12 protein-coding genes are annotated in these 17,075 nt (G+C 35.6%); 1 reads left to right on the top strand and 11 read right to left on the bottom strand.

Annotated features, from left to right (window positions below):
* Window positions 1-312 precede the first annotated feature (312 nt).
* From YWA_RS0113315 to YWA_RS0113370, 11 genes are all read right to left on the bottom strand, one after another.
* Window positions 313-1,065 carry a LuxR C-terminal-related transcriptional regulator gene (locus tag YWA_RS0113315; RefSeq protein ID WP_022829012.1) on the bottom strand — a complete coding sequence of 251 codons (753 nt, stop codon included), beginning with the start codon at window positions 1,063-1,065 and terminating at the stop codon, window positions 313-315.
* A gap of 399 nt (window positions 1,066-1,464) precedes the next feature.
* The gene (locus tag YWA_RS0113325) at window positions 1,465-2,838 is read right to left on the bottom strand and encodes an MBL fold metallo-hydrolase RNA specificity domain-containing protein (protein WP_026718805.1); all 1,374 of its coding nucleotides are present in this window, start codon (window positions 2,836-2,838) and stop codon (window positions 1,465-1,467) included.
* A gap of 11 nt (window positions 2,839-2,849) precedes the next feature.
* Window positions 2,850-3,692, bottom strand: coding sequence for a restriction endonuclease (locus YWA_RS0113330; RefSeq protein WP_022829015.1), 843 nt, complete (start codon window positions 3,690-3,692; stop codon window positions 2,850-2,852).
* Between the two features lie 134 nt (window positions 3,693-3,826).
* A complete protein-coding gene (locus tag YWA_RS0113335) occupies window positions 3,827-6,103 on the bottom strand; it encodes a multicopper oxidase domain-containing protein (RefSeq protein WP_022829016.1) in 2,277 nt (758 codons plus the stop codon).
* Complete coding sequence (locus YWA_RS0113340) at window positions 6,093-6,575, bottom strand: DUF305 domain-containing protein (protein ID WP_022829017.1); 483 nt, start codon at window positions 6,573-6,575, stop codon at window positions 6,093-6,095. Before YWA_RS0113340 ends, YWA_RS0113335 begins: the two co-directional genes overlap by 11 nt.
* A gap of 17 nt (window positions 6,576-6,592) precedes the next feature.
* Window positions 6,593-9,112 (bottom strand): heavy metal translocating P-type ATPase, encoded by a 2,520-nt coding sequence (locus YWA_RS0113345; RefSeq protein ID WP_022829018.1) that lies wholly within the window; start codon window positions 9,110-9,112, stop codon window positions 6,593-6,595.
* 91 nt (window positions 9,113-9,203) lie between these two features.
* Window positions 9,204-10,013: a hypothetical protein gene (locus tag YWA_RS0113350; RefSeq protein WP_022829019.1), complete on the bottom strand. Its 810-nt coding sequence runs from the start codon at window positions 10,011-10,013 to the stop codon at window positions 9,204-9,206.
* Complete coding sequence (locus YWA_RS0113355) at window positions 10,013-10,510, bottom strand: heavy-metal-associated domain-containing protein (RefSeq protein WP_022829020.1); 498 nt, start codon at window positions 10,508-10,510, stop codon at window positions 10,013-10,015. The genes YWA_RS0113350 and YWA_RS0113355 overlap by 1 nt, the downstream gene beginning before the upstream one ends.
* Before the next feature lie 87 nt (window positions 10,511-10,597).
* Window positions 10,598-11,452, bottom strand: a complete 855-nt coding sequence (locus YWA_RS0113360) for a DUF3347 domain-containing protein (RefSeq protein WP_022829021.1) — start codon at window positions 11,450-11,452, stop codon at window positions 10,598-10,600.
* A gap of 188 nt (window positions 11,453-11,640) precedes the next feature.
* Window positions 11,641-11,946, bottom strand: coding sequence for a hypothetical protein (locus YWA_RS0113365; RefSeq protein WP_022829022.1), 306 nt, complete (start codon window positions 11,944-11,946; stop codon window positions 11,641-11,643).
* A 416-nt stretch (window positions 11,947-12,362) separates the two neighbouring features.
* Window positions 12,363-14,210 (bottom strand): PLP-dependent transferase, encoded by a 1,848-nt coding sequence (locus YWA_RS0113370; RefSeq protein ID WP_022829023.1) that lies wholly within the window; start codon window positions 14,208-14,210, stop codon window positions 12,363-12,365.
* 316 nt (window positions 14,211-14,526) lie between these two features.
* On the opposite strand from YWA_RS0113370, the gene YWA_RS0113375 reads away from it, so the two are divergent.
* Window positions 14,527-17,067: a zinc-dependent metalloprotease gene (locus tag YWA_RS0113375; protein ID WP_022829024.1), complete on the top strand. Its 2,541-nt coding sequence runs from the start codon at window positions 14,527-14,529 to the stop codon at window positions 17,065-17,067.
* The last annotated feature ends 8 nt before the right edge of the window (window positions 17,068-17,075 follow it).

Here is a 17,075-nt window from a genome sequence, read left to right on the forward strand (position 1 = left end):
ATATTTTGGCAAAATAAAACCTTCTAGCAATCCAATAAATGATATTCTTTTTTTACTATCAATGATGATATTACACTAAATAAATCTGATTTTTATCTATTGAACATAATGAAATAATATATTTTCTCGTTGAAATGCTGAATTTAAAATCTAATCTATAACCGGAGATTTGTGCATTAATAAAAAACATGTAGCGCAACTAAACACCTAATAATTGCTAGTTTATGGCTTTTAGTTTTACAGATTTTAATCCTTTTATGTAAAATAAAGTTAAAATAAAACGCAAGTCAATACCTATAAGTGGGTATATTTTTAAATCAATCCTTTTGAAACACACTTGTTCACCAACTCGGAAACGTTCTTACAGTCCCCTTTTTTGTTAATGTTTTTACGGTGTGTTTTTACAGTGTGTTCGCTTATGTTTAACTGACGTGCTATTTGAGAAGTAATATAGCCTTGCGAAATCAATTTGAGGACTTGAATCTCCCGTTGCGAAAAATAGGTAAAATCATTCGAGTTAAATAAAACCTTAATATCAGTGTAGGAAGGCTGGTCTTTCATTCCAATTAAAGAAGTAGTATAACTATTTTGTTTACAAACATGACCTATGTCAGTATGAATATTTAAAGCCTTTCCAAATCCGCCATTTTCATCTGTTGTTAAAACAATAGCTTGATGATTAAACAAAGAATACGATCCGTTTTTTAATCGAGCTCTGAAGCAGTAATTGCTTTTATACTGTAGTACATTCTCTTTTCCGATAATATCATAGATAAATTTAATATTCGTTTCCTCCGCTTTAGCAACGAACTCCATGTCGTCCGGATGTATTGCGTTGATAATTGCATCAAAAGTGACGGTTTCGGGGTCAAAGCCGTGGATTTCCTTTATAGAAGGACTTACATGTGAAAGAGAACGATCGTAAAAGTCGACAACATAAAAATAATATGGACCAATGCTAATCAGCGAATTAAGTAATTCATTAAAATCAATTAATGGTAATGCTGTACTTTGTCTGGCAATTTCATCTGCCGAATCCCACAATTGTTGAAGTTTATTTGTCATAACGTTCAAGTAAATGTAATTATGTGGGGCAGAATTACTTATTAATATTTGATTTCCATAATGTAACTGTTAAGATAAAAGTAATTATTTTATTTAAGCAAAGTACCTCCTAAAAAAAATAATTTAAAAAAAATCACAAATAGCTTATACTGTTTGGCACCAAAATCTAAACATAAATTAGTTGCATTTTTTACTTCCATTGTAAAAGCAGATTAAAAATAAAATTATAAAACCAAATGAAACAGTATCGTATTTATAAAATTCCACTTTATAACAACCGACAATAGTGACACTACGCGAGTCCTTTTCCACGATACACTATAAAACCAGGCACAACTAAGTCTTCTCCTTTAAGCTTTTGCAATCAGCTAAGCAATAGTAAAATAAAACAAACGGACTTTACACCTCTTCAATGCTGTACAATTCTGGGATTTCCGCATTCCAACCGTAGGTTTCTTTTATACCTATTTGCAACGCTTCTGCACCTTCCTTCTCCCCGTGTATAATGAAAATGCGTTCTGGTTTGATTTTAATTTTATTGATCCAATCCAAAAGTTCCGCATGATCTGCATGTGCTGAAAGTCCCTCAATTTCTGCGACTTGCATATTGAATGGAACCCATTTCCCATACACTTTTAGCTCTTTCTCACCTTCTAATAGTTTTCTGCCTCGTGTTCCTTCGGCTTGGTAGCCAATAAAAAGCAACGTGTTTTTAGCATTATCCGCGTTTGTTTCGAGGTAGTTGAGCATCCTTCCACCGGTAAGCATGCCACTTCCGGCAATTACAATTTTTGGGCTTTTGTCTATTCGCAAATCCATCGTTTCTTCGTAACTGCTGACGATTGTAAAGTAAGAACACATTTCTGCAAATTCATATTCTTCTAACTTGTGCCAATCTTTCGTGCGTTGAAACAATTCTAAAACATCAGCTCCCATAGGGCTGTCCATAATCATCTGTACTTTTGGAATTTTATTTTCTTTCACTAATTTCCAAAAAACAAACATCATCAGTTGGGCTCGTTCTACTGAAAAACTAGGCACAAATAAACTTCCTCCTCTACTGATTGTTTCGTTTACGATGGCTTCAATTTGCGGGATCGCGTCTGTTTCTTCCTGGTGGAACCTACCTCCGTAAGTCGATTCTATAAAAAGCACATCGGCTCTTTTAGGTTTCAAAGGAGGATATAACAGTAAATCGTTGATTCTTCCAATATCTCCTGAGAAGACAAACCGTTTGCCGCGAACGTCCAATTCAATGAACGTAGCTCCTAAAATATGTCCTACATATTTGAATCGTGCTTTAATGCCATCAAACAACGCAATCCATTGAGATTGTGGAACACTTTTAAAATGCGGAATCGTCTTTTCAACATCTTTTAAATCGTACAATGGTTCGGCCGGATCGTGCTTAGAATAACCCTGTTTATTCGCTCGCTCTGCTTCTTGTTCCTGAATTTTAGCGCTGTCGTTAAGTATGATTTTTGCAATTTCCAATGTTGGACTCGTACCATATATTTTCCCATTGAAACCTTGCTTGATCAATCGAGGTAAATAACCGGTATGGTCCATGTGGCCGTGTGTCAGTAAAACAATATCAATATCAGGTACATCTACCGGTGGATATTCCCAATTTTTGAGTCGCAGTTCTTTAAGACCTTGAAAAAGTCCGCAATCAATCAGTATCTTTTTTTCTCCGGTGTCCACTAAATATTTAGAACCGGTAACTGTTCCAGCTGCTCCTAAAAAATGGATGCTAATTTTATTATTTTTCATAGGGACGTGATTTAATTGGTGCTGCATAATTCTTGGCAATCTTCTAAAACTATTTTTTTTCTTTCTCTGCTAATGCCAATTTGATCCAAAAACTCATGATGTTCGTGGATCTCTTTACAAAGTACAATTCCTTTGTCCAATAATTTTGTTTTTTCAGATTTTGTAAGTGTTGTTAAGGCCGTTAAAGGATGCATTCCCACTTTGTCAATTCGCTCTTTAATTCCATTTCCTTTTGGATAATCCCAACTTGCTAGACCTAAATTCACACAGTTGCCGTACTGAAGTGCGTCCGCCGTAAATCGTGTATTGGTGTAGACCCATCCTTTATGCATTTTGGTATCGTGGCCTTGCTGTTTTTTCCATTCTATTTCAACATCAAGAAATCGCGACTGGATGTAAAGTGGAATTTTCACATTACAAAACCGTCCTTGATCGCTGTGGTATTTGCACTCAATCATGTAGTGATGGTTGTCTTTTTGAGCAACGACATCTACTTCGTGTTGGACACAATTTCCTTGCACAAAAACGCCTACTTCAGTTTCAAAACCTTCATGTGCTAACAATTGTCCTACTAATTTTTCAAAAGGAAACCCGGATGGACCCAATTGCATTAACGCTTTTTTAAGTTTGTAACGCGATGCCGTTGCTGTTGCTTTTCCTCTTAATATTTTAAAAGCCATCTTATAGATTTGTTTGGTTGTCATCCCTTCTACTAGATTGTTTTGCACCTCGTCAGCGATTAAGAGAACAAGTGATTCATCTGCCTTAGCACGTCTTAAAGAGCTTTTCAATTTTTCCAGATCAAATTCTTGAATTTCTCCTGAATGCTTTATTATGTTGATTGTACTTTTCATTTTGAAGATTTAGGACGATCGGTCTGTATTCAGTCATAAAAATTATTTCCTTTGTTCAAAACCGATCGTATTCTCATTCAGAAAGGTACACTTTTTATTGATGGTAAACTTTTAAAAATAAACGTCGTTATTTATCAATAATTCACATTCAAACCAAATCCAATTCCCATATCACTATCATAATGCGTCGTGATTCCTAAGTTTTTCCCAACAATATATTTGAAACCTGCCATGTATTCTTTGTCGGTATTGATCATAAAAGCACCTCTTAATCTTGGTGAAAGCGGAATGTCTTCACGCATCAATTGGAATCTAAATGTCCCATCGTGGTATACCTCAGCTTGCGCAATTACTAATAAAGGCAACGTATAATTAAAACCTATGCTTGCCAGAATTCGTTTGTCTTTCGTATTCTTTTGACCAAAAATATTCTCTTCTACTTCGTTGTGTCCGAATTTTCTATAACGGGCATCAAGACCTACAAACGGCATAAACCATTGATTGGTGCCGATATATCTTCCAATATGTGTTTCTGATTCGTAACCGTGTTTGTCGTTGTAACCCAAACGCCATTCGGTTCCAAAACTCCAACGTGCATTTTGCAGCATCGCTTGTCCGTCGTTTCCATTGGTAGCAAAATCATTTTCTGCCATAAAATGCAATTCGTTACTTTCGGCTTGTAGCTTTTTATAGGATTGTGCTTTATTTGGTAGAAATGGATTTGGTTCAGAGTTTTCGTAACTGAACACGCGGTTCATTCCCGACATCATGTGGTATAAAATGTGGCAATGAAAAAACCAGTCTCCATCTGCATTAGCCGCAAATTCAATCACGTCCGTTTCCATTGGCATAATATCCAACACGTTTTTCAATGGAGCATAATCACCTTGTCCATTCAACACTCTAAAATCATGACCGTGTAAGTGCATCGGATGACGCATCATCGAATTATTATACAACGTAATGCGAACGATCTCCCCTTTTTTAATCAAAATTTTATCGCTTTCTGAAAGTACCTTATTGTCCATACTCCATACGTACCGGTTCATATTTCCGGTAAGTTCAAAGCGGATTTCTCTTACTGGAGCGTCTTTATCAAGGGTGGTTTTTGTTGGAGATTTCAGCATTCCGTAATTTAAAGTCACGATATCAGCATTCATAGAATGTTTCGAATGGTCCATACCTTCCATTTTCATGTCAGTATTTTTCTCCATCTTCATTTTATCCCCTTTCATGTCCATTTTCCCATGTTCCATTTTCATAGAAGTTCCAGATAGTTCTGGATACATGACGGTATTCATATCCATTTTTTGCAAAGACATATCCATTCCCATATCGTTCATGGTTCCGTCCATGTTCATCATGTCGTTCATCATCTTCATTCCTTCAAAGTATTTTAACTTTGGAAGTGGACTGATTAATTGCTTAATGCCTTCGCCAATGTAAACCGATGCAGATTTCGTTCGGTCTTCGGCTGTAGCCAAAAATTCGTAAGAAGTATTTGCTGCAGGAATAGTTACTACAACATCATACGTTTCAGAAACCCCAATGATTAATCGGTCCACTTCAACGGGTTCAACGTCGTTTCCATCATTGGCAACAACTGTTATTTTTCCTCCAGCATATTGCAACCAAAAATAAGACGAAGCACCACCATTTGCTATCCGTAATCTTACTTTGTCGCCTGCTTTGAATTGGGAAAGTTGGCTTTCATTTTTATTATTAATCAAAAATTTGTCATAATAAACATCACTCACATCCATGGCTAACATTCGTTTCCACTCGTTATTAAGCTTCGTTTTAAAATGTCCTTCCTTAATTGCTTCGATGTAACTTTGAGTAGTTCCTTTTTTAATAGCAAACCAATCCGAAGCATTGTGAAGCATTCGATGTACATTCATTGGATTGATATCGGTCCATTCACTCAAAATAATGGGGACTTGCGGGATATCATCAATGCCTTTTCTAAAAGTGGGATCGTCTGCTTTTTTCTTCAAAATCAACGAACCGTGCATTCCTATTTGTTCTTGCATGCCGCTGTGGCTGTGGTACCAATGCGTTCCGTTTTGGATAATTGGGAAACGATAAATGAATGTTTCACCTGGCTCAATTGGTTTTTGCGTCAAATGAGGAACGCCATCATATTCATTGGGAATATACAATCCGTGCCAGTGCAAGGATGTCGATTCTTTCAGATGATTGTGGACGTGAATTTCGGCAATATCTCCTTCGGTGAACGTCAAGGTTGGCATTGGAATCTGCCCATTTACAGCAATAGCTCTTTTTTCTTTTCCTGTGAAATTTACGAGGGTATCCCGAACGTGTAAATCGTAGCGAACTATGTTCTGAGCGTAATTTTCGGATGCAAACCCTATTACAACTAAGAGTGTTAGTAGTATTTTATTTTTCATTTTCTAAACGTTTAATCATTATTTTCATTTGTTCAATTTCTTTCTTTTGTGCTTGAATGATATCATCCGCTAATTTTCGAACTTCAGCGTCTTTTATATCGGCTCTTTCGCTGGTAAGAATCGCAATTGAGTGATGTGGAATCATTCCTTTTAACCACAAAAGGTCTCCAACTATTGGCTTTTGAATACGCACTAAAGTTAGTGCGGTACTAAAAAGCACTAAACTTCCAAGCAGAATTGCCCTGTTCTTTTTCTTATTTGTATACATGCCTAACATAAACAACAGCATAATTACCGCCATCGCTGAAATTCCCAAACACACCATATAGAAGCGGGTCATACTGAAATAAACATGGTCAATTGAATAGGTGTTTAAATACATCGTGATATACATCGCTATGAATGACGCGCCAATCATTAAAAAGAAGGTGGTGTATTTAGATTTTTGTGTATGTGTATGTGTATTGTCCATCTTAATTTGTTTTAGATTTAAATTTTAAGCATTCTCAGTCTTAAAGCATTGGCTATAACGGAAACCGAACTAAAACTCATGGCTAAAGCAGCAATCATAGGTGAAAGTAATAGTCCGAAAAATGGATAAAGAATTCCAGCAGCAATTGGAATTCCTAAAACATTATAGAAAAATGCAAAAAATAGATTTTGTTTGATGTTCTTCATCACACCATGACTCAGATTTTTCGCTTTCACAATGCCAAGTAAATCTCCTTTTACTAAAGTGATTTTAGCGCTCTCAATAGCTACATCCGTTCCAGTTCCCATTGCAATTCCTATGTCGGCTTGAGCTAAAGCTGGCGCGTCATTGATTCCATCTCCTGCCATCGCAACAATTTTACCTTGAGCTTGCAATTTTTTTACATATTGCAATTTGTCTTGTGGTAAAAAACTTGCTTTAAAGTCGGTTAGATTTAATTCAGAAGCCACTGCTTTTGCTGTGTTTTCGTTATCTCCTGTTAGCATTATTACCTCAACACCCTGACGTTTTAATTCTATAATTGCTTCAATACTTGATGGCTTAATAGCATCGGTAATAGTAATATAACCAACCACTTTTTTATCAATGGCAATGTAAGAAACGGTTTTTCCCAACTTTTGCTCTGCAATAACTTCTTGTTCAATTTCTGAAAAATCCTGAACGCCTTCTTGTTCCAATAATTTTTTATTACCTAAAAGAATTTGCTCATTATTAATAGTTCCTTTCACACCTTTTCCAGTAACTGACTCAAAGTTTTCTACTTTCGAAAAATCAGCTTTTTTAGATTTGGCAAAATTTACAACTGCAGTCGCTAAAGGATGTTCACTACTTTGGTTAATAGAAGCTATTTTTCCTAAGACATCAATCTCATCAATTTCTTTAACAACAATTTTTTCTAGAGATGGTTTACCTTCTGTAATTGTTCCCGTTTTATCGGTAATTAGCACATCGATTTTATTCATTTTTTCGATGGCTTCGGCGTTCTTGATTAGTACACCATTTTGAGCACCTTTTCCTACGCCAACCATCACTGACATTGGTGTTGCTAAACCTAGAGCACAAGGACAAGCAATAATAAGTACCGCAATAGCATTCACAAAACCATAAACCAATTTAGGCTCAGGGCCAAATTGCCACCAAATAAAAAATGTGATTATAGAAACAACAACGACAATTGGAACAAAATATTTAGCGACCTTATCAACTACATTTTGAATTGGAGCTCGAGAGCGACTGGCGTCGCTGACCATTTGTACGATTTGAGATAATAACGTTTCTGAACCTACTTTTTCAGCAACCATTAAAAATGATTTCGTGCCATTAATAGTTCCTGAACTTACAGCATCATCGACATTTTTATCTACAGGAATCGGTTCGCCGGTAATCATCGACTCGTCGATTGTACTATGACCTTCTGTAATTTTCCCGTCAACTGGAATCTTCTCGCCTGGTTTTACTCGTATGCTATCTCCTTTTTTAATTTCGTGAATAGAAATTACTTTTTCTTCACCATCAACAACTAAAGTCGCTTCTGTAGGTGCTAATTTCAACAGTTCTTTAATCGCACCACTGGTTTTACTATGTGCTTTTGCTTCTAATAATTGACCCAATAGCACTAAAGTTAAAACCACAACCGCTGCTTCAAAATATAAGTGAACAGTTCCGCTTTCAGTTTTAAATTGTGCGGGAAAAAATTCTGGAAATAACATTCCAAATATGCTGAATAGAAATGCAACTCCGGTACCGATTCCGATTAGCGTAAACATATTTAAATTCCAAGAAATAATGGATTTCCACGCTCGTTCAAAAAACATCCAACATGCGTAAAATACAACAGGAAGTGTTAGAACAAATTGAACCCAATTCCAGTACCGCAATTCCATAATTTGAAATAACGGATTGTTAGGAATCATCTCTGACATCGCAATTATAAACACTGGAATAGTGAATATCAAAGCGATTTTCATCTTTTTAGATAACTTCAAATATGCCTTTTCTTCGTCCGATTCTGTAGGTTCCATAGGCACTAAATCCATTCCGCAAATTGGGCAACTTCCCGGTTCGTCCTCAACGATTTCAGGATGCATCGGACACGTGTATTGTGTTGCTTGATTATGAGAAGGTTGTTTGACCAAATCCATTCCGCAAACAGGACAATCTCCAGCTTTATCGTAGACTTTCTCTCCTTCGCAATGCATTGGACAATAATAAGTGCCTGGTTCGTTTTTACTTGAAGCTTTAGATTTACTTGTTTTTTTTTCAGTGGAGCAACAACTATCTTTTATTTCCGAAGCACCTTTGGAATTTGGTAAAGATATTTGGTACGTGCTTTCGCTTCCGCCTAATGCCTTCTGAAAAATTTCTAATTCAACATGCTTTGACATTGTAATGGTAGCTTCTTCATTGTCTTTCGAAACAAGCACTTCTGTAACATTTTCAACTTTCAATAAGTCTTTTCGCACAGTGCTTTCACAACCTGAACAAGTCATTCCTGTAACCGTATATTTATGTGTCATTTTTATGTACATTAATAGCAGCGTGAACTAGCTAATTAGTATTCTTTACTTTTCATTCTAAAGCTGAGCGTTCCTGCATAAATATAGACCGTTACTTTTTCAAATTAAAAAAAGTATAATACAAGTTCAAATACACTCCATTTGGTGCAGAACGTGTCATCGAACTTAGTAATTCATGTCTGTAAGCCAAGTCCACTCGAGCTTGACTGTTGAAAATAAATTGTACAACCGGAACAACATCTAAGTATGATTTTCCATTTTCGTTAATGGTTTGGCCGACAAATTCAACCATCAAATTAATGTTGGTTTGCTTAAAACTTGTGTACTTTTTAGGATACATTAATTGACCAAATGACAATGTATAATTCGTAGCATTATTTCCTAAATTATCTGGAAACGGATTACTGGATGTGTTGTCAAAGGCTTTTTCAAAACTCACCGTCGAACTTATGGCCAATTTTTTAATCAAAGTTGTAGCCACAATTCCGGCTTCAATTCCTGTATTATTACCCATAATTTCTATCTGCTCTTGGTGAATCTTCGCGTTGTTAAAACTATATCGTCCAAACGCAGCCATTCGAAAGTGACTGTTTAAATCATCCGAAGAGTAGAAGCGGTATTTTGTATACAAACTACCGCCTTCTGCTGCAAAATTATTATCGCGATTGCTGAGAAACGCGGTTGCTCTAAACATCAAATTCCGATTGAGTCCGTAAGAAACCTCAGGCATTAATTGGTAATCGTAACCACTTTTAAATTCCTCTTTAAAAAGCGACTGTAACACATTTACACCTAAAGAATTCGCGGGCACATTACTTGCGGGATCGGTCATTAGAAACAATTCCTGACTAATCCCTTTTTGAAAAATAACTAATGTAAGGACTACTAAAATCTTCTTCATTAGTTCAACACTTTTACATGAAAATCAGCTTCATTCGAACTTGCGTATGTAGGAATATTTTTATACGCTTTTGCTAATTTTTTAAACTCTTTATCTACTACGTATCCTTTATCCAATACTTGAATTTGAATTTCTTTGGATTTTTTCGTTACATCTTTTACAATAATATAAGGACTTTTATTCGCAGTTTCTGAAGGAACAGTTAAAACAAGTGAACCAATGAAGAACCCTGCTTTTTCTACTTTTTCCTTGAAAGTAGCAGGCGTTAATGTATTGCCTTCTTTCAGCGTAACAGTAAAAGTATTTGTGTTTAAATCCGTTTCCACATTTACTGCTTCTGGAAGCGATTGCAATTGCTTGTTGATCGCATTGGAACACATAGAACACGTTAAACCTGTAGCTATGATTTCGGCTTTTGAAATTTGAGCTGAAGCAGCTGTACTGAATAAAGCAACAATTAGTATTAGTACGATGTATTTTATATTTACTATTTTCATTTTATTTGTATTTTGAATTAATTTTTAGTGAAGAAATTATAACGCTACAATTAATTTTTGCGAATATAATTTCAAATTAAAAGTGACTTAGTTAATAGTTTCAACTGTTTTACCACAACTCATCATTTGAGAACCGTAATATGGATTTTTGACTGCATTTTCTTTACTCAACCAGTTAGCACCTTTTCCGTTGTTTGCCATCGGGCAAAATTGATAATAGACAGGAGTATCCGTTTTTGAAATTTTAATCAACGTATACATGTCTTTTGAGAGATTTATGAAACCATCTCTTTGCTGAGCAACATCTTTAGAATCTGCAATATATTTTACATCCTTTTTTAAATCATTTAAAACTTTCATCCAAACCATGTGAACATCCATTTCTAATTTATCCATCTTAACATCTCCGATTGCAGCTAATAATGCAGTCGCATTTTTAGAAGCAGATGCAGCATCTGTTTTCACCAATGCATCTTTCACAGCAAAATAATTATTAAACACGGGGTCTAACGGTTTGTTTTGTGGCGCTTGTAAAGTCATAGTTTGCATGTGATCTTTATGAGTTCCAACTTCAGCTGACTCTTTTACGGCAACTTTTGCTTCTCTATCGTACTGACAACATCCGTGAAGATTTTCATACACATCGTCTGGAGCTAAAAAAGAATCACTGTCGTAACCTGCCAAAGCAATACGCTTTAAAATCTCATCCTGATTCGTTTTTTTAGAATCAAAAGTTAGCGTTGCCATTTTAGTGTTTTTGTCCCAATCTACAGAAGCAACTTTTTTCAGATTGCCTGCGTTTTCAATTGTTTTTTCGCACATGCCGCAGTTGCCGTAAATTTTTACGTTTGCTGTTGTTGCATTTTTTATTTGTGCATGACTTGCAGTAAAGGATAGCACCAAAGTTAGTGCTACCAGAATTTTTGATATTGAATTTTTCATCAGTATAATTTTAGATTCAAAAAAGAATTAGCCTTTTTTGAATTTGATTTTTAGTAAAATTTTTCGAATAAGTAACAACAAAACGAAATTCTTCCCTGTGTAAATAGGTGAGTTTTCTGTAACAAGTTGTTTAAAAAGTATAGCGTTTGCTATAAAGTTGACATAAGTGTAGCTGTCAAATACTAAATCTAGCCTATTTTAGGAATAAGCCATAATGATGAAAAACCTGATGAGATAAAGGTTTTTGTGTCTTGAAATTTTTGTTTTTCAGTCGAAAAATCAAATGCATTGGATGTAAACGAAAAGTCGTTTAAAACTGCAAAACTAGAAGATGCCACTGTTGAAGTACAATTAGAGTGACCGCATTTCCCACCACAATTTTTCTCGTCGTCGTGCGAATGATTGTCTTTGCAACACGATTTCTTCTCCGTTTTTACAGGAATTTCTTTCTTACAACATGCTTTTTCTACCTTCATTTCACACGCGTAACTCATCGTAGGCAATAGAAATAAGCCTAGAATGAATATTATAAAATAAGTGTGAAACCTTTTTTGCATAAGTCAAAGATACTGTTTTTTATTATTTTCTATTTAGATTTAACTTTTTGAAAGGTAAATTTTAATCGTGCTTTTAATTCTTTCAATGCAAATCCACTTAATTTTATTGCGTTTAACTTACTAGTTGAAAACGAACTATAAAATTCGTTTTATATAATTATGAAAATGTGCTGCAGTTGCTTTATTTTCAAAACTTCAGAAAGACACGTGTTGTGGTTCAACTTTCTTAAAAAATAAAAGTCAGACATTATTCTGACTTTTATTTTCTTTATTCGAACTGATACTCAGCTTCTGTGATTTGTTTATCGTAACCGAATCTGCTACTCGTAAAATTTATTTACTACCGCTTTTTTTTAGCTCCTATTTTTTACAAATTCCAAGAATACTTCTTTGTGTTTTTCTAAATCCATGTTTCCTGAAAGTGAAGCACGAACAATATAATCCTTGTCACCCTCTTTCGTTGTGCCTTGTGTAGAAGTTGCGGGAATCGTCCAATAACATCCTTTCAACTGACCATAACTCACGCAAAATTTACTTTCGTCCGGAATTTTGGTAATCATTAGATGAATTAATTTTAAATTTTCTTCTCTTTTATACGCTTCTTTTTCAGCGTCTGAATTTCCTTTTGTTGGAAGATCTAGAGAAAAAACAGAAGGTGTAAAACCTTGTTGGGCCAATTCTTCTGAAACAAAGTTGATTTTCGCCGTCGGTAACACTTCGTGAATGTAAGTCACAAATTCGCGGGTGTTTTTATAAGCGTCCACAATTCGTTGATTCATGGAAGGCAGTTGTTTGGCGAGAATTTCGTATTGAAGAGCAGTCGCTTCATTGTCACAAAGTGCCAAATGCACCTCTATTTTTTTCATCAATTCGTCCGTTTTTTTGTTTCCCACACAATAGCCTGCGGTACATTGACCACCACTTGGAAACTTAGAACCGCTGGCAAAAGAAATCGTTCGAACTGTTGAAAGTGTTTTCCCTTCCCCTAAAAAATGGACATTGGGGCAAAATGTTTGATCTAAAATAAAAACAGGATCAATTGCAACCGCACCATTCGCCGTTTTCCGCTCTTTGGTTAATACGGTTTGCAAATCAATTAGATTAGGCACCTCAACACGTGGATTTGTTGGGATTTCTGCAATAATGTAAGGTACGGCATCCTGCAATGCAATTTCTCCAAGAATCCGATCAATACTTTGCACCATATCGTTCTCTCCGTCAACTGGTAAATCTACAATTTCAACATGGTCAAGACATTCTGCAACGCGTCTTGCTTGATCATTTGTACCTCCGTAACAATTGGGCGGAACAATAATTTTAATTGATTTTCCGGTATGATTTTCATCTGCATCGTGTATCAATCCCATCATAATCGCATACTGAATGGACAATCCACTTGAGGCTACCAATGCATTTGTAGGACTTTCCGTAATTTTTTGAATGGAACGTACTACCGATTCTTTTTCTTTATCACTGTTGTGATCTGCAAGTTTAAACGGACTTTCAGCAACTAAAGATGCTAAAGCTATAAAACAATCTGCAGGAGTCATTGCTACTGTTTCTCTTCTTCGTACATGTTGAATATCTGCGATATAATTTTCATTTTCAACTCCATTAACCACTAATACACTTCCCAAACCATTGTAAAGACTGATGTGAAAATCAACACCGGTTCGTGTTTTAGTCGGTCCAAATTTATCTTCATTTGCAATTAAAATTGTACTGCCGTTAAACTCAGGTACATCTTGCGAAGAATCAAATGCTTTCAATTCAAAATCGTATCCGTAGATATTTCGAACTACTTCTAGATCAAAGTTTGCAGGCAATTTCCCAACATATAGAATTTGAGTTTTTTTATTTTCCAATCCATTCTTACGCAAAACAGATAGAATTGGAACCGCCTGGGACGAAAAGCTGATTACATTCTCTGCGTTTTGGTGGTTTAATTTTGCAATTCCCCATTCTAAAACGCACGAAAGTGGATGACCCAGACGAATGTAATCATAAGCCGTTGGCAATTTATTTAATGCAATTGAAGAGGCGTTTGACTCCTTGTACAAAATTTCAAACTGCTCTAAAAATTGCGTTTTAGCCAATTCTTCTTCATAAATATCAAGGCGATGTGTGGTCGTAGTCAACCATCCATCAGGTCTGTTTTGCAGTACTTCTTTTATAAAACTTAATACTTTATTGTCGCTCATCATTCTGTTTTTATAGAACTCGCAATTTACGGACTTTAGACTTCTTAAGAAAGTAACCTAAGGTGATTTTAAAGGACGTTTGAATTTAAATCTAATAATCTTAAAGTGATAATAAATTTATATTAGCGTTATACATATGATTGAGAGTGCTGAAAAGATTATAATACGTTTTAGAAATATAAATTTGAGCGCATTAAAAAATTAAACAAGTCATAAAATTGTTAAATAAATCTAATAATTGGTCTGAAAAGTCAAAAATCTATACAATTTAAAATAGATTTGAAAACTCATACAGAAACCATTAACCAATTATTTTATGTTAAAGAAAATTACACTACTTTCCACTTGTGCAGTAATGCTTCTTGGCTGTTCGACTCTGGCTCAAAAGAAGGACAAAAATAAAAAGTCGAAGAACCAGACTGAAGTTGCACAGAAAAAACCCGAAGAGAAAAAAGGACCTAAACCCTACAATACAGTTATCGACTCTTCGAAAACTGTTACTCAAAAGGGATTAATTGACATCCACAAAACAAAAGACAAGTATCTTTTTGAAATTAACGACTCGTTAATTGGCAAAGAAATCATGACCATCACGAGGTATTCAAAAGTGCCAGCCGGTGGCGGGATTTTTGGTGGTGAAGAAATCAATCGTCAAGTTGTTCGTTTTGAAAAAGGTCCAAACGACAACATTCTACTGCGTTCCATTACGTATGTAATTACGACTCCAGATGAGGATAAACCAATTGGTCAAGCCGTAAAAAATTCAAGTGCAGATCCAATTATTGGAAACTACGATATTTTAGCTTACAAAAAAGGAGCTGACGGAAAGAAAAATACAGGTTATGTGATTGACATGAACTCAAGTTTCGACGCCGATATGCAAACATTTTCTTTGAGTCCTGTAAACAAACAACTTCTGAAAATTCAATCTTTTCAAAAAGACAGATCGTTTATTCAAGGCATAAAAAGTTTCCCAATCAATACTGAAATCAGAAGTGTAAAAACATTTACAACTGAAGCAAGAAAAATTTCAAGAACTCCTACTCCACAAATTGGCGTAGATTTTCCTGCTGGTTTAGATGCTGGAGTGGTTACAGTGGAATTGAATACTTCGCTTTTACTTTTACCAGAAGTGCCAATGCGTAAAAGAACATACGATAAACGTGTGGGTTATTTCGCCAATGGATATTCTGTTTTTGAAGATGAATCTTTGAAAGTAGAAAGAGATGTTTTCGCGGTTCGCTGGAGATTAGAGCCTAAAAATGCCGAAGATGCTGAGAAACAAAAAAGAGGTGAATTGATTGAACCTAAAAAACCAATTGTATATTACATCGACCCAGCAACTCCAGAAAAATGGAGGCCTTTTATCAAAGCTGGAATTGACGATTGGCAAGAAGCGTTCGAATTTGCAGGTTGGAAAAACGCAATTCGTGGTGAATATTGGCCTGAAAATGACCCAACGATGAGTCTTGAAGATGCCCGTTTTTCTGTCTTACGCTATTTCGCAGCAGACATTCAAAACGCTTATGGTCCAAATGTACACGATCCAAGAACAGGTGAGATTTTAGAAAGTCACATCGGTTGGTACCACAACATCATGAGTTTATTGAGAGATTGGTACTTGATTCAAACGGCGGCTGTTGATCCTCAAGCGAGAAATAAAAAATTTGACGACAAGTTAATGGGCGAATTAATTCGTTTCGTTTCTTCGCATGAAGTTGGCCATACTTTAGGTTTACGCCACAATATGGGAGCGAGTAATGCAACGCCAGTTGAAAAATTGAGAGATGCTAAATTCCAGAAAGAAAAAGGACATACATCTTCAATTATGGATTATGCTCGTTTTAACTACGTGGCACAACCAGAAGATAATGTAACTGATTTGTTTCCAAGAATTGGTGATTACGACAAATGGGCGATCAAATGGGGTTATTCTTATTTTCCTGATGCGAAAGATTCTAAAGAAGAAAAAGCATTGTTAAATGAAATGACTAAGGAAGCTTATAAAGACAGACGTTTGTGGTTTGGAACTGAATCAAGTCCGTACGACCCAAGATACCAGACCGAAGATTTAGGCGATAACGCGATGAAAGCTTCTGAATATGGAATCAAAAACTTGAAAAGAATTTTACCGCAGTTGGCAACTTGGGCGAACGAAAGTGGCGAAGATTATTCTGAGCTAAACGGTTTGTACAATTCATTAACAGGTCAATTTAGAAGATATATGGGACACGTTACTAAAAATGTGGGAGGAATTTATTTCAACCCAAAAACTTCTGAAATGGAAGGGAATGAATACGATGTAGTTCCAGCAGCAACGCAAATTGAAGCTATTACATTCTTACAAAATCAATTATTCAAAACGCCAACATGGTTGTTAGACCAAAATATCTTGAACAAAATCAATCCTGACAATGGTGTTGAAGCAATGAAATCATTACAAGGCGGTACGTTAAATAGTTTGATGGCTGGAGACCGATTGATCAGATTAATTGAAACCTCTTCTTTAGACAAAACGAATTATTCGGTAGATAAATTGATGTCGGATTTAGGAAAAGGTATTTTCACAGAAGTAAATACAAATGCTCCAATTGATATTTACAGAAGAAATCTTCAAAAACTCTATGTGAACAATTTGATTGAAGCATTAGACAACGAAGGTAAAAAGTCAGCTTCGGGACTGAATAGAAGACCGGTTCAGTACAACGAAACTGATATTCCGTCAATTGCACGAGGTCAGTTATCTGAATTGAAAAACAAGCTTAAATTAGGCGCTTCTAGAAATTCTGATCGTTTGAGCAAGTTCCACTTGTTAGACTTAGTGTCGAAAATCAGCATGGCTTTAGATCCAAAATAGTTTTTAGA

Source organism: Flavobacterium antarcticum DSM 19726, from assembly GCF_000419685.1.
Lineage (GTDB): Bacteria > Bacteroidota > Bacteroidia > Flavobacteriales > Flavobacteriaceae > Flavobacterium > Flavobacterium antarcticum.